Below are 17749 nucleotides of genomic sequence, written 5' to 3' on the forward strand. Positions count from 1 at the left end.
TTCGGCAGAGGCACGGATCCACCGCGAGGCTCATGCCGCTGCCGTCGCGGGCATCAATACTGGTCAGCGTGGTGCGCACTCCCCTGATCCGTCGTCCCGGCCCCGGCTTCCCGCGCGGGGCCCTGTCTGCCGGGCGTGCCCGCACCGCGGCGGCGACCGCCGGGGCGACGCTGCTGGGCCTCGGCGTATTCGGGGCCCTCGCGGGGATCGGGCTCGCGCCGCATCCGTCGTTCCAGCTGCTGGTGATCGCCGCCGGCGCCCTGCTCTTCCCGCTGCGCGGCCGGTTCCCCGGGGCGGTGCTGCTCGCCCTGGCGGTGCTGACCGGCCTGGCGAGCGGCGCCGGTCCGCTCGCGGCGGTGGCCGCGTACGCGCTGGCGCGGCGGACCGTGTCCGCGCTCCGGCGCGCCCGGCTGCTGGCCGCCGCGGCGGTCCTGCTGGTGGCGACCGCGACGGCGGCCGCCCCCCTGGTGGGTACGGGGCGCGTGCCGTACGGGCTGGCGCTCGGGCTCGCCCTGGCCCCCACGGCGGTGATCGTCCCGGGGCTGGTGGGTACCGCGCAGGGGCAGCAGCGGCGTCTGGTGCGGGCCCTGCGGGAGCGCGGGGACGCGGCGGAGCGGGCGCGCCGGGCCGCGGACAGCGAGGCCCGCACCCACGAGCGCTCCCGGATCGCCGCCGAGATGCACGACCTGCTCGGGCACCGGCTCAGCCTGATCTCGCTGCACGCGGGCGGGCTGGAACTGGCCCTCGGCAAGGCCGCTCCGGAGCTGCGCGAGGAGGCCGTCCTGGTGCGCCGGACCACCCGCGACGCGATGCGCGAGCTGCGGCAGGTCCTGGGCGTGCTCGGGCCGCTGGGCCGGGACGCCGGGCCGGACGTCCTCACGGACGCGACGGGCACCCGCGCCGACCTGGAGGGGCTGGTGGCCGAGTCCCGGGGCGGCGGGGTCGCCGTGCGCCTCGACTGGACGGGGCCGGACCTGGACGCCCGCCCGGCGGCGGTGCGCAGGGCGGCGCACCGGGTGGTGCGCGAGGCCCTGACCAACGTCCACCGGTACGCCCCCTCCGCGCACGTCACCGTGGCGGTCGCGCACGACGCGGAGGCGGTACGGATCACCGTGCGCAACGGCGCGCCGGCCGGGCCGGCGGTCCCCGCCGGGAGCCTGGGCACCGGGCGCGGGCTCACGGGCCTCCGGGAGCGCGTGGAGCTGCTCGGCGGGGCCTTCGGGGCCGCACCGCTGCCGTCCGGCGGGTTCCTGGTGGAGGCCGTCCTGCCGGCGGAGCCCGGTGACGCCGTCGTCCCGCACACCCCCGGGCCGCGGGGTGCGGAGGCCTCGTCCGGCGCGGAGTCCGGCAGCGTCGGGGGCGGGGCCGCCCACACGCTGACCCTCGCGCTGGGGCTGGGGGCGCTGTGCGTGCTGATGGTCCTGGCGACCGCGTTCGTGTACGCCAGCGCGCCCCGGCCGGACGCGGGGCCGCGCCCGCTGCCGCGGGTCGGGATGACGTACGACGAGGTCACCGGGCTCGGCGTGGTGGACAACAAGGCGGTCCGGGCCGCCGCCACGGGGCACGAGCCGCCGCGCCCCGCCGGGACGGCCGGCTGCGCGTACCCGTTCAACGGCGCGACCGAGATCCGTCCGGGGGGCCTGCTGGTGGCCCGCTACTGCTTCGACGCCGGACAGCGTCTGATCGCCGTCGACCGTTTCACCGTCCCGTCGGTGCGGGACGCCTCACCCTGGGAGACCCCTTGACCGAGCCCGACGGGCCGATCCGCGTCCTGCTCGCCGACGACGAGACGATGATCCGGCACGGCGTACGCCTGATCCTGCGGCACGCCGACGGCATCGAGGTCGTCGCCGAGGCCGCGGACGGGCGGCAGGCCGTGGAACTGGCCGCCGTCCACCACCCGGACGTCGCGCTGGTCGACATCCGGATGCCGGTGTGCGACGGCCTGGCGGCGATCGCTCCGCTGCTCGCGCTCGATCCGGCGCCCCGCGTGGTGATGCTGACGACCTTCGGCGACGACGACAACGTGGTGCGGGCGCTGCGGGAGGGCGCCGCCGGGTTCCTGCTGAAGGACGAGGGCCCGCAGGAGCTGATCAGCGCGGTACGGGCCGCCGCGGCGGGCGACGCCGTGCTCTCCCCGGGGGTCACCGGGGCGGTGATCTCCCGAATGCTGGGGGCCCGCGAGCCGGCCGGGGCGGGCGGGGCGGCCGCGGACGAGCGGATCGCCCGGCTGACGGGCCGTGAGCGGGACGTCCTCGCGGCGCTCGGCGAGGGACTGTCGAACCAGGAGATCGCGGCGCGGCTCGGCATCGGGACCGGCACGGTGAAGACCCATGTGGGGGCGATCCTGGACAAGACCGGTTCGACGAGCCGGGTCCAGGCGGCGCTGCTGGCGCACCGGGCGGGGCTGGCCTCCTGAGCCCGCTCTCCGTCCCGGGGCGGAGCGGGGCGGCCGGGGCCTCTGCCCTCCGGCAGAGGCGGGCCGGGCCGACCGGCCCTTTCGGCAGAGGCCGAATCGCACCTTGAGACCGATGTCTGTGCAGGTCAGGGCCGTGAGGATGGATGTGTCCCCCTGGCTCGCGGCATGTTCCGCGGGCCGTCGTCCTTCAGGCGGAGCATCCATGTCGCACGCGTTTCCCCCGTCCCCCGCGCCCTCCACGCCCCCGGCCCCCGACGAGCCGGCGGCCCGCGCGACGGCGTTGACCAAGACCTACGGGAGGGGCGGGACGCGGGTCACCGCGCTGGACGCGGTGTCGGTGGAGTTCGCGCGGGGCCGGTTCACGGCCGTCATGGGGCCGTCCGGCTCCGGCAAGTCCACGCTGATGCACTGCATGGCCGGTCTGGACCCGGTGACGTCCGGTTCGGCGCAGATCGGCGGGGTGGAGCTGTCCGGGCTGGACGACCGCCGGCTGACACGGCTGCGGCGGGAGAAGGTCGGCTTCGTCTTCCAGGGCTTCAACCTGCTGCCGACCCTCACCGCGCTGGAGAACATCACCCTGCCGCTGAGGCTCGCCGGACGGCGGCCCGACCCCGCGTGGACGGACACCGTCGTCGCCACCGTCGGTCTCGGCGGCCGGCTGGCGCACCGGCCGGCCGAGCTGTCCGGGGGCCAGCAGCAGCGCGTCGCCGTGGCCCGCGCGCTGGTCTCGCGTCCCGAGATCGTGTTCGCCGACGAGCCGACCGGCAACCTCGACTCCCGTTCCGGCGCGGAGGTGCTCGGCTTCCTGCGCGACTCGGTGCGGGAGCTGGGCCGGACGGTGGTGATGGTCACCCACGATCCCGTCGCCGCCGCCCATGCCGACCGGGTGGTGTTCCTCGCGGACGGCCGCCTCGTGGACGAGCTGCGCGAACCCACCTCCGGCGCCGTCCTGGACCGGATGCTCGCCTTCGAGGCGCAGGGCCGCAGCAGCTGACGGCGCTCCTCCCCCGCCCCTCCTTCCCGCCCCCTCCCTCCCGCCGAGCCTTCCGAAAGCCCCTTCATGCTGCGAACAGCACTGCGCAACGTCCTCGCCCACAAGGCGCGCCTGGCCATGACCGTCCTCGCGGTCTGTCTCGGGGTCGCCTTCATCTCGGGGTCGCTCGTCTTCGCCGACTCCACCACGGCCGCCTACCGCGCCTCCATGGCGCGGGACTACGCCGGGATCGCGGTCACGGTCGACCCCAAGTACCCCGTCGGCGCCCCCGCCGGCGAACGCGCGAGCGTCCTCGACGACGCCCTCGCGGCCAGGCTGGCCGCCGTACCCGGGGTCGCCGCGGTCCGGCCCGCCGTCGACGGATCGGCGGCCCTGGCCGCGAAGGACGGCACGCCGATGCGGGCGGACGACCCGATGGGCAGGCTCGCCGCCGGCTACGTACCCGGGCCCGGCGGCAAGGACGACCGCTACCCGCTGACGGCCGGCCGGGCCCCGCGCGACCGGGGCGAAGTGGCCCTGGAGCGGGGCACCGCCCGGGCCGGCGGGTACTCCCTGGGCGACACCGTCACCCTGGCCTCCGACGGCCCCGTGCTGAAGCTGCGGCTGGTCGGCCTCGTCTCCACCCGCGACACCCGGGTCACGTCCGGCGGCACCCTCGCGGTCTTCGACCGGGCCACCGCCCAGGAGCTGTTCGCCGCGCCGGGCCGCTACACCGGGATCGACCTGTCCGCCGCGCCCGGCACCGAAGCGTACGAGCTCGCGCGGCGGGTCGGCGCGCTGCTGCCCGCCGACCGGGCCGAGGCCACCACCGCGGCCGCCAAGGCCGCCCAGCAGGCCGTCTACATCGACACCAGGACCCGCAGTTACTCCCGGCTGCCGCTGGTCTTCGCCGTGGTGTCGCTCTTCATCGGCTCGTTCCTCATCGTCAACACCTTCACCATGCTCATCACCCGGCGGACCCGGGAGATCGCGCTGCTGCGTGCGATCGGCGCCACCCGGCGCCAGGTGGTCCGCTCCGTGCTCGCGGAGGCGGCGCTGGTGGGGCTGGTCGCCTCCGTGATCGGGTTCGGTCTCGGTCTCGGCGTCGCCGCCGCGCTGCCCGGCCTGCTCGGCACGGAGGAGGACCTGCTGCCCGCGGGCCCGCTGGTGATCGGCCCCGTACCCGTCCTCGCCTCGCTCGCCGTGGGCGTCGGCGTCACCGTCCTCGCCGCCTGGCTGCCGTCCCGCCGTGCCGCCCGGATCGCCCCCGTCGAGGCGATGCGCAGCGCCGGGCAGCCGCCTTCCGCGACGCTGTCCCGGATCCGGGGGGCGGTCGGCGCGGCCGTGGTCCTGCTGGGAGCCGGTCTGCTGCTCTCCCTGGGCGGCGCGAAGAACGCCTCGGACGAGAACCTGCGCACCGCGATGTTCGGCTGCGGTGTCCTCGTCGCCGGGCTGATCGTGCTGGCGCCGGTGCTGGCGGGTCCGGCGGTGCGGCTCATCGGACGGGTCACCGGCCGGTTCGGCGTGGCGGGCGGCCTCGCCCGGGACAACGCCCTGCGCGACCCGCGGCGCACCGCCGCCACCGCCGTCGCCCTGATGATCAGCACGGCGCTGGTGACCGGGCTCGCCGTCATCGAGCACTCCTCCGGCCGGGCCCTGGACTCCCAGGCGGCCGCGGGCCTGAGCGCCGACTACGTCATCGGCACCCGGAACACCACCACGGCCGTCGACGCGGCCGCCGTCCGGCGGATCGCCGCCGTCCCGGGCGTCCGGACCGCCTCCGCCGTCGCGGACTCGGTCATCTCCGTCGGCACCGGGGCGGGGCAGGTCTCGGGCGTCGACCCGCAGACGGTGGGTGCCGTCATGAGCCTCCGCTTCACCGGCGGTTCCGCGCAGGACATCGGGCCGGGGCGGATCGCCGTCTCCGCGGGCTTCGCCCGCGAGCACCGGATCCGCACCGGCGACCGGGTCCGGGCGGCCATCGGCCCCGGTGCCGGGGAGGACCGCCACCGGACGTACACGGTCGTCGGGGTGTACCAGGACAACCCCACCGCGCAGGACGTGCTCGCCGACCGCGGCGAGGTCCAGCAGTACGGCTACCTGCGCGACTCCGTCCAGCGGGTCCTCGTGTCCGGCTCCGACGGCCTCGGCGGGCGGCTGCGGGCGGCCGTCGACGACAGCCCGCTGCTGAAGGTCCAGAGCCGTGCCCAGCTGGTCCGGGACCAGGCGGGAACGGCCGGGGACCTGATGACCCTGGTGTTCGGGCTGCTCGCCATCGGCGTGGTCATCTCCGCCCTCGGCATGGTCAACACGCTCGCGATGTCGGTCGCCGAACGCACCCGCGAGATCGGCGTGCTGCGCGCCCTCGGCATGGACCGCGCCGGCGTCCGCCGCATGATCCGCCTGGAATCCCTCACGGTGGCCGCGTACGGCACCCTGCTGGGGCTCGCGGGCGGGCTGTTCGGAGCCTGGAAGGTCAGCGGCCTGGCCAACGGGGCCATCCCGCAGTACTCCTTCTCCCTCCCCTGGGGCACCCTGGCCCTCGTCGTCCTGCTCTCCCTCGCCGTCGGCGCCGCGGCGGCCGCTCTCCCGGCACGCAGGGCCGCGTCGCTCACCCCGCTGCACGCGGTGGCGGACGCCTAGGGGGTCCGGGGCCGGTCCGGCGGCCGGGGCGTGGGGTTTTGGATCTTCCGCTGACCGGATCCGGTGCCGATGGTCGGGAACGCGCATTGCCCGCGGGCGTGTCGACCGACTGGAATGCCGAGGTCGGGGCCCGTCACCGCGACACACGACCCGCACGGCGTCCGGTCCGGGAGCCGGCACGGAAGGAATCCCATGGCATCCATCCTCGACGGCTGCACCCCCTGGCCGGAGGAGTACGTCGACCACTACTGGGCCGCGGGCCACTGGGGCGGCAGCACCCTGGACAACCTGCTGCGCGGGTGGGCCGTGGAGCACGGGCCGCGGACCGCGCTCGTGCACGGCGGGACCCGGATCACGTACGCGAACCTGAACCGGCGCGTGGACCGGATGGCCGCCGGGCTGCGGCTGCGCGGGCTCCGGCCCGGGATGCGGGTCGTGGTCCAGCTGCCGAACGTGCCGGAGTTCGTCGTCGCCGTGTTCGCGCTGATGCGCGCCGGTGCGGTGCCCGTCCTGTGCCCGGTGTCCCACCCGGTGTCCGAGGTGCCCGAGCTCGTCCGGGTCACCCAGGCCGTCGGCTACGTCGGCCCGGGGGTGTACCGGGGTGTCGACCACACGGCGATGGCCGCCGACACCGCCGCCCGCTGGCCTTTCCTGCGGCGGGTGTTCACGTACGAGCCGCCGGGCACCGAGTCCCCGTACGGCGGTATGACGACCGACCCGTCGAACTGTCAGTACGCCCCGCTGGGCTCCATCGACGCCCCGCCCGAGCCGGCGCTCCCGCCGAACGCCGCCCAGGTGGCCTTCCTGCTGCTCGGCGAGGGCCGCGCGGACGGCGGGGCCGGGGCGCCGGTGCTCGTCCCGCGCACCCACAACGACTACGCCTACCAGGCGCGGGCCGCCGCCGAGCTGGTGTCGCTCACCCGGGACGACGTGTACCTCGCCGCGCTGCCCGCCCCGTCCGTCCTCGCCCTCGGCTGCCCCGGCATCATCGGCACGCTCACCGCCGGCGGCACCGTGGTCCTGGCCGACGGACCGGATCCCGCGGAGTGCCTGCCGCTCGTGGAGCGGGAGCGGGTCACCGTCACCTCGCTGACGCCGGAGGCCGTCGGGGCGTGGCTCGACGCGCTGCCGTCGGTCGGGGCCGACGTGAGCAGCCTGCGTCTGGTGCAGACCGGCGTCGCACCCCTGCCCCGGGCGGCCGCCGAGCTGCTCGGAGCGGTGCTGGGGGCGCGCCCGCAGCAGGTCTTCGCGCTGGCCGGGGGGCCGGTGCTGCTCACCCGGCCCGCCGACCCGGACGAGACGGTGCTCGGCACTCAGGGCCGCCCGCTCTCGCCCGACGACGAGATCCGCCTGGTCGGCGCCGACGGCCGGAACGTGCCGGACGGCGAACCCGGCGAGCTCCTGGCGCGTGGCCCGTACACCCCGCGCGGCCACTACCGGGCGTCCGGGGACGGCGCCCGCGCCCACACCCCGGACGGCTGGTTCCGCACCGGGGTCCGCGCCCGGCGGACGGCGGACGGGGACCTGGTGGTGACCGGCCGGGCTCCGGCCCGGGGCGCCCCGGCGGGCTGACGGCCGCGGCGGCCGGACGTGCCGGGCCCGGGCGGCTCCCGCATCATGAGTGCTGTGTGCGACCCACCCGGCGGACCGGTCTTCCTGTCGATCGTGGTGCCCGTCTTCAACGAGGAGGAGTCCCTGCCCGAGCTGGCGGCGCGGCTGCGGCCCGTGCTGGACGGGCTCGGGGAACCGTACGAGGTCCTCACCGTCGACGACGGCTCCACCGACGCGACCCCCCGCGTGCTGGAGGAGCTGCGCGGCGCCTGGCCCCGGCTCCGGGTGGTGACCCTGCGGCGCAACAGCGGGCACCAGGCGGCCCTGACGGCGGGGCTGCACCGGGCCCGCGGCGCCTATGTCCTCAGCATGGACGCGGACCTCCAGGACCCGCCGGAGGTCATCCCGCAGATGCTGGAACTGGCGCGGGCGGACGGGCTCGACGTCGTGTACGGCGTGCGGGCCGACCGGTCCGCCGACAGCGGCTTCAAGCGCCGGACGGCGGCCGGCTACTACTGGCTGATGCGCCGTCTGGCCGGTGCCCACGTACCCGCGCAGGCCGGGGACTTCCGGCTGCTGTCGCGCCAGGTGGTGGAGACCCTGAAGTCCCTGCCGGAGCAGCGGCAGATCCACCGGCTGCTCATCCCGTGGCTGGGCTTCCCCGGCGGGCGGGTCACCTACCAGCGCGGGGAGCGGGTGGCGGGCACCACCAAGTACCCGCTGCACAAGATGGTCCTGCTCGCCCTGGACAGCGTCACCAGCTTCTCGGCGGTCCCGCTGCGCCTGGCCACGGCGATCGGTGCCGCCAGCCTCGTCGTGTGCCTCGGCTTCCTCCTGTGGACCCTCGTCGCCCACGCCACGGGGAACACCCTGCCCGGCTGGACCTCCCTGATCACCACGGTCCTGTTCTTCGGCGCCGTCCAGCTCTTCTGCGTCGGGATGCTCGGCGAGTACGTGGCCCGCATCTACACGGCGGTGCAGGCCCGGCCCGCCTACCTCGTGGCCCGCGACACGGACGGGGAACAGCGGTAGGCCGGGCGGGTCACACCAGCACCCCGGAGAAGAACATCGCCCCGAGCAGGGCGTACTGGGCCGCGCAGCAGGCCAGCAGCGGCACCTGGACCCGTCCGGGCAGGCGGGCGACCAGCAGGAGCCCGGTGAACATCTGCGCGTGGTTGCGGTACCAGGACATCTCCGCGCCGGCGAGGAACGGGACGAGGAAGACCGCCGCCGTCAGGACGGCCGCGGCCCACTCCCCCGCGTCGAGCCCGCGGCCGCGGACGAGCAGGGTGGCGGCCGTCGCCAGGACGAGGAGCACGAAGGCGGTGTCGAGCCAGAGCTGCGTCCGGTGGGCGTCGAGCCCGTGCTCGACCAGCCAGGGGAGGTGTCCCTGCGGCCGGTACCAGTCCTTGAACGGGAAGCGGTAGGCCCGGGCCATCTCGTCGAACGGCTGGTGCACGCCGCCCTGTCCGTAGCTGGACTCCTGGATGGCCTCGTACGCGTCCCAGCGGCCGGTCGCCTGCCACATCAGCCACTTGGCCCAGAGCACGCCGCAGCCGGAGACGGCCGCCGCCGCGCCGGCCTTGGCGAACCGGACCGGCCGGGTGTCGCCGCGCCACGCGAAGAGGGCGCTCAGCAGCAGCAGTCCGACGGCGACGGCGCCGACGGGGTGGCAGGCGGCCGCCGCGAAGCCGCCGGCGGCGGCGAGGGCCCACGAGCCGCGTTTGACCCCGGCGACGCAGACCAGCAGGGCGAGGGTGGCGGTGGAGAGGGGGAACAGGGCGTGGAAGTAGACGCCGCCCGGGAACACCGTGCCGATGGCGAGGGTGAGGCCGGTGGCCCGGGTGAGCCGGGCGCCGAGCAGCCACCACAGGACCGCGAACATGCCCAGCAGGCAGAGCTCGGTGACGACGGCGGCGGACAGCTCGTAGGAGAGCCCGGTGGCGGAGACCGCCCGGACCGCCATCGGATAGCCGGGGAACCAGGCGACGTTCCCGCAGATGACGTCGGGGAAGTCCGGGTAGCGCTCCCGGCAGCGGAACATCTCGTAGCCGGTCTCGGCGATGGACAGGTAGTGGGCGGAGTCCCAGCGGGTGCGGCCACCGGTCGACCAGTACGCCACCGGGGAGCCGTCGCCGGCGACGGACGCCCTGGCGACGGCCCAGGTGAGGAGGTTCGCGACCAGCCAGGCGGCGGCCGGGGGCAGCAGGCCGTGCCGCCAGTCACGGCCCGCCGGCCGGGTCGCTCCCGCCATCTCCAGCCCCGCGATCGTCCCGTCGGCGCCACGGCACGGCCGGCGCGAACCGGGGGCCCTGCGGGGTGCCGTGCTCCACGATCATTCTGTCGACCACCCCCGGCCCCCGCACCCGGAGCTACTCCGCCCCGGGTGCGGGTGCGGGACAGCAGGAAGGCCCCGGTCTCCGTGAGGAGGCCGGGGCCTTGATCGAGCGCTGGGCAGGCCTTGCACCTGCATTCCCCCACGGGAAGTGGGGTGTCTTTCCTTGGACCACCAACGCATCGCCCCGTTCGCCGTGTTCCGCGGCGGCGGGCTCGAGATCAACTATAGCCCACGAAACAGGAAGCTCCGCTACCGCGGCTTCGCCGCGCGGAGCGAGGGGATGTGAGGGACCTTCAGCCCGGCCGGCCACCGGTGCCGACGGCCTGGGGGCGTGGTCACGAGGGGAACGCAGCCGGGCCGGCCGAGGGGGCGACCGGATGGTCCGGCCGCCGGGGGCGCCGGGTTTGACTCGTGTAACCTCGAACGGAAGGGCCGCACCGGGCTGCCGAGGGCGTTGGAGCACACCATGACCAGAGAGGCGTCGGCCCCCGCGTCGGCCACGAGTACGGACGTCGCCCGCCTGGCGGGGGTGTCGCGCGCCACCGTCTCCTTCGTGCTCAACGACACCCAGGGCCACCGGGTCGGCGAGGACACCCGGGCGCGGGTACTGGCCGCCGCCGCGCAGCTCGGCTACGTGCCGAACGCGGCCGCCCGGTCCCTGCGCGCCGGCCGCAGCAATCTGGTGCTGCTGCCCGCCTCCGTCTCGGCGGTCGGGCGCCTGGTGAGCGAGTGGGTGGACGCTCTGGTCAGCGAGCTGGAGCGGCACGGCTACACCACCGTGATGCACGCCGGCCGCTTCGGCGATCCGGTCGAAGCCGCCCGCGCCTGGGCCGAGTTGCGGCCGGCCGCGGTGCTCTCCCTCGACGGCGACCGGCTCACCGCGCGGGCGGCCGAGGTGCTGCGCCGGGCGGGGGTGCGCGGGGTGCTGGCGTTCGCCTCGCACCCCGTGGACGGGGTCCACACCATCGCCTTCGACCACACCGCCGTCGGCGCGACCGCGGCCGCGCACCTCGTCGCCCGGGGCCGGACCCGGATCGGCGTGGTCATCCCGCGCGAGCGCGGCCTCGACGCCCTGGCCCGGCCGCGGCTGGCCGGCGCCGAGCAGGTCGCCGCGCGGCACCCGGCGACCGTCACGCCCGTCGAGCTGGCCTACACCCGGGAGTCCGCGACGGCGCTGGCCCGCCGGTGGCGGGAGCTCGGCCTGGACGGCGTCTTCGCGTACAACGACGAGTACGCGGCCCTGCTGATGCACGCCCTGCTGGCCGAGGGGATCCGGGTACCGGACGAGGTGGCCGTCGTGGGCTGTGACGACCTGGTGCTGTCGGCGCTGCAGCGGCCCGCGCTGACCAGCGTCGCGCTGGAGCTGCCGTCCGCCGCGTCCGTGGCGGACGCCCTGCACGCGCTGGTCGCGCAGGGCACGGCACCGCGGGTTCCCGGCATCGAGGCGGTACTGGTGCACCGCCGGTCCTCCTGAGGCCCGGCGGCCGGCACGCGCCGCCGGGCGGCCCGGTCAGGCGTCCAGGTGGCGGGCCAGGAAGGCCACGCTGCGGGTGACGATCGGGGCGACGTCCGGGGCGCCGAGGAAGATGTGGTCGGCGCCCTCCACCGGCTCCAGCACGCTCTCCCCGCCGGCCGCGTGCAGCGCCGCGTGCAGCGCCTCGCTCTGGCCGTAGGGGACCAGTCCGTCGCGCGTGCCGTGGACCAGCAGGAACGGCGGGGCGCCGGACCCGCCGGCGGCGTACGTCACCGGGCTCGCGGCACGGGCCAGCGCCGGCCGCTCCTCGTCGGTGCCGCCCAGCAGCGCGTCGTAGGGGTCGGGGAACTCCACGCCCGGCGGCACGGGCGGCAGGGGGTGCCCGCGCAGGGAGACCAGGTCGGACACCCCGTACCAGTCGACGACGGCCCGGACCGAGGTGTCGCCGGCGCCGACGCCCTCGGTTCCCTCCAGGGCGGCGGCGCCGGGCGTGTGCGGGCCCGTCAGGCCCGCCAGGGCGGCGAGGTGGCCGCCCGCGGACTCGCCCCAGACGGCCATCCGGTCCGGGTCGATGCCGAAGGAGCCGGCGAACCTGCGGACGTAGCGGATGGCGGCCTTCACGTCGTGCAGCTGCGCCGGGAAGGGGGCTTCGAGGCTGTGCCGGTAGTCGACGGAGACCAGGGCGAGCCCGGCCGCCAGCACCGTGCCGTGGAGCAGTCCGGCGGGGACGGTCGGCGGCGGGTAGCGCCGGTCGCCCTCCAGCCAGCCGCCGCCGTGGATCCAGACCACGGCCGGGACGGGGCCCGGCACTCCGGCGGGCACCCGGACGTCCAGCAGCCGCGGGCGGTAGCCCGGCCGGGTGGCGTAGGTGACCCCGTCGAAGTGGCGTACGCCGTCCTCGGCGACCACGGGCGGCACCGGCTCCCGGAAGGGGGGCGGCGGCCAGGTCAGGTCGGGCTCGGCCGGGTGCGATTGCGTCATTGCGGGCCCTTTCGTGCGGAGCTGCTGCCGGCTCCTGTCCGAGTTACACGTGTAACACCGGACTGTAGCCAGCCCCGCCTCAGCCGTCCAGGGGGTGCCCGGTCGTGGCGTCCACGTGGTCGGGGACCTCCTCGTGGCGGTCGCCCACGGTCGGGGTCCCGGTGGGTTCGAACATGAGGATGGCCGCTCCCGACGGCGCGGACGGCCTGTGCTCCGTACCCCGGGGGACGGTGAAGGCCGCCCCGCGCGGGAGCAGGACCGTGCGCTCGCCGCCCGCTTCGCGCAGGGAGATGCGCAGCTCTCCTTCGAGCACCAGGAAGAACTCGTCGGTGTCGTCGTGGGCGTGCCAGACGTGCTCGCCCTCGACCTTCGCGATGCGGACGTCGTAGTCGTTGACGCGCGTGACGATGCGCGGGCTCCACAGGGCGTCGAAGGAGGCCAGGGCCTTGGCCAGGGACACGGGTTCGTTGTTCATGGGCCCATGCTGCGCGGTACCGCGGCTCCGGGGTGAGTGCTAGGAATCGCACATGGCGAAAGAATCCTCGCACCGGGTCGTCGTGATCGTCGACGAGAACTCCAACCCCTTCGAACTCGGCTGCGCGACCGAGGTCTTCGGACTGCGCCGGCCGGAGATCGGCCGTGACCTCTACGCGTTCACCCTCTGCTCCCCCACCCCCCGCACGCCGATGCGCGACGGGTTCTTCACGCTCACGGGGGTGGCCGGACTGGAAGCCGCCGATGCGGCGGACACCCTGATCGTCCCCAACCGCCCCGACACCGAGGTGCCCCGCCGTCCCGCCGTGCTGGACGCCGTCCGGCGGGCGCACGCGCGCGGCGCCCGCCTGGTGGGCTTCTGCAGCGGCGCCTTCACCCTGGCCGAGGCCGGAGTGCTCGACGGCCGCCGGGCCACCGCGCACTGGCAGTGGGCGGACTCCTTCCGGGCCCGGTTCCCCTCCGTCCGCCTGGAGCCCGACGTGCTGTTCGTGGACGACGGCGACATCCTCACCGCCGCCGGGAGCGCGGCCGCGCTCGACCTCGGCCTGCACCTGGTCCGCCGTGACCACGGCGCGGAGGTCGCGGGCGCGGTCAGCCGGCGGCTGGTCTTCGCGGCCCACCGGGACGGCGGCCAGCGGCAGTTCGTGGAGCGGCCGGTGCCCGACCTGCCCGACGAGTCCCTGGCGCCGGTGCTGGCCTGGGCCCAGGAGCGGCTGGACGCTCCGCTCACGGTCGCCGCTCTGGCCGCCCGCGCGGCGGTCAGCCCCGCGACCCTGCACCGCCGCTTCCGGGCGCAGCTGGGCACGACGCCGCTGGCCTGGCTCACGGCGGAGCGGCTCGCCCTGGCCTGCCGGCTGATCGAGCGGGGCGAGTCCCGCATGGAGCTGGTCGCCCGGCACAGCGGGCTCGGCACCGCCGCCAACCTGCGGGCCCTGATGCGCCGGGGTACGGGCATCACCCCGTCCGCGTACAGGCGGCGGTTCGGCCCGGCAGCCGGCTGAGCGAGCCTCCTCCCCCCGTTGCGGCAACAGGGTGACGTGCGGGCCGCAGGGGGGCGTGGCACGCTGTTGACGGGGCTCGGGCCGCTGCGGAGGCGGCTGCGACGAACGGAGCGCGCCGTGAATCCGATCCTGCCCGTGGCGCTGCGGCGCCGGGTCGCCGGCTGCTGCGCGGCCCTGCTGCTGGTGGCGCTCGCCCCGGGCACGGGCGCCCGGGCCGAGCCCTCGCCGTCGCCCGCGCCGTCCGCGGAGGACGGCCTCGACCCCCGCATCACGGAGATCATGCGGGGGCCCGAGTACCGCCACGCCCAGTGGGGGCTGCTGCAGACCGGGCCCGGCGGCGGCCGGGTGGTGCACGACCTGTTCCCCGGGCAGTTCTTCATACCCGGCTCCACCGCGAAGCTCTTCCCCGTATCCGCCACCTGGCAGGTCCTCGGCCCGGACCACCGCTTCACGACGCCCCTCTACGCGGTCGGGCGGCGGACCGGGTCCACCCTGGCCGGCGACCTCGACCTCGTCGCCCAGGGCGACCTCACCCTCGGCGGCCGGACCCGGCCCGACGGGACGGTCGCGTACACGGACCTCGACCACACCTACGCCAACGACTTCCCCGGTGCCACCCTCACCCCGGAGAACCCCCTCGCCGGGATCGAGGAGCTGGCCCGGCAGGTCCGCGGGGCGGGCATCACCCGCGTCGAGGGCGACGTAGTCGTCGACAGCCGGCTGTTCGCCCCCGATCCGGAGCTCGACCCCGTACCGACCCCCCTCATCGTCAACGACAACCTCGTCGACCTGCTGACCACCCCCGGGGACCGGGCGGGTGCGGACGCCCGGCTGGACTGGCGGCCCAAGGTCGCCCCGTACGAGGTCACCTCGACGGTGAAGACCGTCGCGGCCGGGGAGCCCACGGACATCACGGTGACGGCCGACGCCGGCGGCACCCGCATCCGGCTGTCCGGCACCATCGCCGCCGACGCCCGGCCGCTGCTGCGCACCTCCCCGATCGCCGACCCGGCGGCCTTCGGCCGGACGGCGCTCATCAAGGCGCTCGGCCGGGCCGGGGTGGAGGTCGGCGCCGCCGCGACGGGGCCCAACCCGGTGGCCCGGCTGCCGCGCGACTACGCGGGGCGGCCGCGGGTGGCCGCGTACACCTCGCCCCCGTACGAGCAGTACGCGAAGCTGATCCTGAAGGTCAGTCACAACCTGGGCGCCAACCTCGACGTCTGCCTGCTGGCCGTCACCGCCGGCAGCCGGCAGTGCACCGCCGGCTTCCCCGTGCTCGCCGCGTTCCTGGACCGGGCGGGCGTGGACCGCGAGCAGGTGGCGCTGATGGACGGCCGCGGCGGCAACCCCGCCGACCGGGTCACGCCCCGGGCCCTGGTGCAGATGCTGGCGTACTGGCAGGGCACGCCGGACGCACGGCGGTTCCGGGAGGCGCTGCCGATCCTCGGGGTCGACGGGCTGCTGGCGTTGAACTGCCGCGACTGCCCGGCGCGCGGCAAGGTCTTCGCGAAGACCGGTGCGGCGGTCGGCGGCGACCTCCTCAACGACCGGCTGTCGGTGGGCGCCATCACCATCGCCGGCTACCTGGACAAGGGCGGCGGGCGCTTCGACCTCTTCTACGCGGGGGTGACGGGCGCGATGACCGCGACCGCCGACCCCGAGGAGGTGGTGGGCATCGCCGACGACCTGGCCCGGATCGCCGCCTACCTCCAGGAATCGCCCTGACCGGGTGCCGGGCGGCCGCCGCCGGGCCCGTGCCTACAATGGCTGAATGATCTTCATTGTGGTGAAATTCGCCGTCAAGCCCGCATACGTGGACCAGTGGCCGGAGAAGGTCGCGGAGTTCACCCGCGCCACCCGGGCCGAGCCGGGCAACCTGTGGTTCGAGTGGTCCCGCAGCCTGGAGGAGCCCGACACCTACGTCCTGTGCGAGGCGTTCCAGGACGACGCGGCCGAGGCGCACGTCACCTCCGAGCACTTCGCCGAGGCCCTGGAGACGATGCGTCCGCTGGTCACCCGTACGCCCGAGATCGTCAGCACCACCATCGAGGGCGCCACCGGCTGGAGCCGGATGGGCGAGCTCCAGGTCGACTGAGCCCGGCCGGCGGGGGCCTCTTGACCGGCGGTCCATGATGGACCGCATGACGACCGGATCCCGTGCTCGTTCGTTCGGTTCCGCGGCGGCCCGCTACGCCGCACACCGGCCCGCCTACCCGGCCGCGCTCTTCGACGCCGTCGAGGAACTGGCCGGCTTCCCGCTGGCCGGCGCCCGGGTCGCCGACGTCGGCGCGGGAACGGGCATCGCGAGCGCGCTGCTGCACGCCCGCGGGGCCCGGGTGGTGGCGGTGGAGCCGGCCGAGGGCATGGCCGCCGAGTTCCGTCGCCGCAATCCCGGGATCCCGCTGGTCCGCGGCGACGGCGACCGGCTGCCGCTGGCCACGGCGGGCACCGACCTGCTGGCCTACGCCCAGTCCTGGCACTGGACGGACCCCGGCCTGGCCGGCCCCGAGGCGCTGCGCGTCCTGCGGCCCGGGGGTGCGCTGGCCGTCTGGTCCAACGACCCCGACACGGACGTGGAGTGGATCGCCGAGCAGCAGGCGCGCATCGAGGAGCACTTCGGCCCCGGCTGGTACGTCAACGAGCCGGCCCGTTCGCTGCCCGGCCTGCGCTTCACCGCCCGGCGCCTGCACTGGTCGCGCCGGATCTCCGTCGAGGCCCACCTCGGGAAGCTGTCCACGCATTCGCTCTTCCTGGTGGGCGAGCCGGGCGCGGACGCCTTCCTGGCCGCCGAACGCGCCCGGCTGCTCAGCCTCTTCCCGGACGGCCTGCTCCGCGAGCACTACACCGTCAGGCTCGGTGTGGCCGTGCGGTGACGCGAAAGGCCCCGGTCTCCGTGAGGAGGCCGGGGCCTTGATCGAGCGCTGGGCAGGCCTTGCACCTGCATTCCCCCACGGGAAGTGGGGTGTCTTTCCTTGGACCACCAACGCATCGTCCCGTTCGCCGTGTTCCGCGGCGGCGGGCTCGAGATCAACTATACGGCACCCGGGGGGCCGGGAAAACCGTGTGGCGTCCGGGGCGGCAGGACGTCAGCCTGGTCCGGTGACCAGGGAATTGAACGTGCTGCGGCTGTACGTCCGGAACGACCCGTCGCTCGGGCCGTACGAGGATCTGGAGGTCCGCCCGCTGATCGACGGGGTGGACGTGATCGAGGAGGCCTTCGAGGACGCGGAGTACGACGCCCGGTGCGGCGATCCCCGGGACTGGCTGGTGCCCGACGGGCCGCTGGCGGTGGGCGAGAGGCCGCACGCGGTGGTCTTCGCGGAGAGGTGGTGCGGCTGCCACGACCTGCTGCACCTCACGCTGCGGCGGGACGGCGGCACGGTCGTGTGGAGCTGGCGGACGGCAGGCGAAGGGGTTCCCCGGCTGCCCGAGTACCGCTTCGACGCCGCCCGGTACGACGCCGAACTGGAGCGCGCCCGCCGGGACGGCGGCTGGGAGTGGCCCGCGCAGACGGTCGCGCGGCTGGTGCTCGACGGGCTGCGCGGCGAGACCGGGTGGCTGGAGCGCTGGTCGTGCGAACTCGGCCACGTGTGGACGGACCCGCGGCGCCCCGGGCAGGTGCTGGTCTACTTCTTCCGCAACGAGCAGGATCCCGACGGCGGGTACCGGCTCGCCGAGGAGTTCGGCATGGGGGCGGCGGTCACCGACGAGGACCCCGCCGTGCAGGCCGGCCGGATCGTACGGGCCTTCCTGGCGGGCGATCCCCGGACGGTGGACGGGTTCCGGCCCTGCCCGATGGAGGAACTCGGGCACGGGCACTACCACGGCGAGGGGCCGCTGCCCTGGAAGGAGTACCGCTGAGCGGCAGGGCGGT

The 17749-nt window shown here is 75.7% G+C and carries 15 protein-coding genes; 12 read left to right on the top strand and 3 right to left on the bottom strand.

All coding sequences use genetic code 11. The features are described from left to right. The first annotated feature begins 68 nt into the window (after positions 1 to 68). The 6 genes from ACIPW5_RS01005 to ACIPW5_RS01030 all read left to right on the top strand — a co-directional run bounded on the left by ACIPW5_RS01005 (position 69) and on the right by ACIPW5_RS01030 (position 8618). A complete protein-coding gene (locus tag ACIPW5_RS01005; protein WP_401238528.1) occupies positions 69 to 1745 on the top strand; it encodes a sensor histidine kinase in 1677 nt (558 codons plus the stop codon). Then, positions 1742 to 2419 carry a response regulator gene (locus tag ACIPW5_RS01010; RefSeq protein ID WP_401238531.1) on the top strand — a complete coding sequence of 226 codons (678 nt, stop codon included), beginning with the start codon at positions 1742 to 1744 and terminating at the stop codon, positions 2417 to 2419. Before ACIPW5_RS01005 ends, ACIPW5_RS01010 begins: the two co-directional genes overlap by 4 nt. Before the next feature lie 202 nt (positions 2420 to 2621). Continuing rightward, complete coding sequence (locus tag ACIPW5_RS01015; RefSeq protein WP_401238534.1) at positions 2622 to 3413, top strand: ABC transporter ATP-binding protein; 792 nt, start codon at positions 2622 to 2624, stop codon at positions 3411 to 3413. A gap of 66 nt (positions 3414 to 3479) precedes the next feature. Next, positions 3480 to 6035 (top strand): ABC transporter permease, encoded by a 2556-nt coding sequence (locus ACIPW5_RS01020; RefSeq protein WP_401238537.1) that lies wholly within the window; start codon positions 3480 to 3482, stop codon positions 6033 to 6035. Between the two features lie 192 nt (positions 6036 to 6227). Beyond that, positions 6228 to 7607: an AMP-binding protein gene (locus tag ACIPW5_RS01025; protein ID WP_401238540.1), complete on the top strand. Its 1380-nt coding sequence runs from the start codon at positions 6228 to 6230 to the stop codon at positions 7605 to 7607. A 45-nt stretch (positions 7608 to 7652) separates the two neighbouring features. Further along, positions 7653 to 8618, top strand: a complete 966-nt coding sequence (locus ACIPW5_RS01030) for a glycosyltransferase family 2 protein (RefSeq protein ID WP_401238543.1) — start codon at positions 7653 to 7655, stop codon at positions 8616 to 8618. Positions 8619 to 8628: 10 nt separating this feature from the next. Here the strand turns inward: ACIPW5_RS01030 and ACIPW5_RS01035 are convergent, their stop codons facing one another. Further along, positions 8629 to 9840: a hypothetical protein gene (locus ACIPW5_RS01035; protein WP_401238545.1), complete on the bottom strand. Its 1212-nt coding sequence runs from the start codon at positions 9838 to 9840 to the stop codon at positions 8629 to 8631. 550 nt (positions 9841 to 10390) lie between these two features. Between ACIPW5_RS01035 and ACIPW5_RS01040 the strand changes: the two genes are divergently transcribed. Beyond that, a complete protein-coding gene (locus ACIPW5_RS01040; protein ID WP_401238548.1) occupies positions 10391 to 11398 on the top strand; it encodes a LacI family DNA-binding transcriptional regulator in 1008 nt (335 codons plus the stop codon). A gap of 36 nt (positions 11399 to 11434) precedes the next feature. On the opposite strand, the gene ACIPW5_RS01045 is transcribed toward ACIPW5_RS01040, so the two are convergent. Next, positions 11435 to 12379: an alpha/beta hydrolase fold domain-containing protein gene (locus tag ACIPW5_RS01045; RefSeq protein ID WP_401238551.1), complete on the bottom strand. Its 945-nt coding sequence runs from the start codon at positions 12377 to 12379 to the stop codon at positions 11435 to 11437. A gap of 79 nt (positions 12380 to 12458) precedes the next feature. After that, the gene (locus tag ACIPW5_RS01050; protein WP_401238553.1) at positions 12459 to 12854 is read right to left on the bottom strand and encodes a cupin domain-containing protein; all 396 of its coding nucleotides are present in this window, start codon (positions 12852 to 12854) and stop codon (positions 12459 to 12461) included. Positions 12855 to 12906: 52 nt separating this feature from the next. Here ACIPW5_RS01050 and ACIPW5_RS01055 point away from each other — a divergent pair, with 52 nt between their 5' ends. The 5 genes from ACIPW5_RS01055 to ACIPW5_RS01075 all read left to right on the top strand — a co-directional run bounded on the left by ACIPW5_RS01055 (position 12907) and on the right by ACIPW5_RS01075 (position 17736). Continuing rightward, the gene (locus ACIPW5_RS01055) at positions 12907 to 13875 is read left to right on the top strand and encodes a GlxA family transcriptional regulator (RefSeq protein WP_401238556.1); all 969 of its coding nucleotides are present in this window, start codon (positions 12907 to 12909) and stop codon (positions 13873 to 13875) included. 117 nt (positions 13876 to 13992) lie between these two features. After that, positions 13993 to 15600: a D-alanyl-D-alanine carboxypeptidase/D-alanyl-D-alanine-endopeptidase gene (gene dacB / locus ACIPW5_RS01060; protein WP_401238559.1), complete on the top strand. Its 1608-nt coding sequence runs from the start codon at positions 13993 to 13995 to the stop codon at positions 15598 to 15600. A gap of 46 nt (positions 15601 to 15646) precedes the next feature. Continuing rightward, on the top strand, positions 15647 to 15970 hold the full coding sequence (locus tag ACIPW5_RS01065; protein ID WP_401238561.1) for a putative quinol monooxygenase: 324 nt from the start codon (positions 15647 to 15649) through the stop codon (positions 15968 to 15970). A gap of 46 nt (positions 15971 to 16016) precedes the next feature. Continuing rightward, positions 16017 to 16748 (top strand): class I SAM-dependent methyltransferase, encoded by a 732-nt coding sequence (locus tag ACIPW5_RS01070; RefSeq protein WP_401238564.1) that lies wholly within the window; start codon positions 16017 to 16019, stop codon positions 16746 to 16748. 226 nt (positions 16749 to 16974) lie between these two features. Further along, complete coding sequence (locus ACIPW5_RS01075) at positions 16975 to 17736, top strand: hypothetical protein (protein WP_401238567.1); 762 nt, start codon at positions 16975 to 16977, stop codon at positions 17734 to 17736. Positions 17737 to 17749 lie beyond the last annotated feature (13 nt).

Source organism: Streptomyces sp. NPDC090077, from assembly GCF_044747545.1.
Lineage (GTDB): Bacteria > Actinomycetota > Actinomycetes > Streptomycetales > Streptomycetaceae > Streptomyces.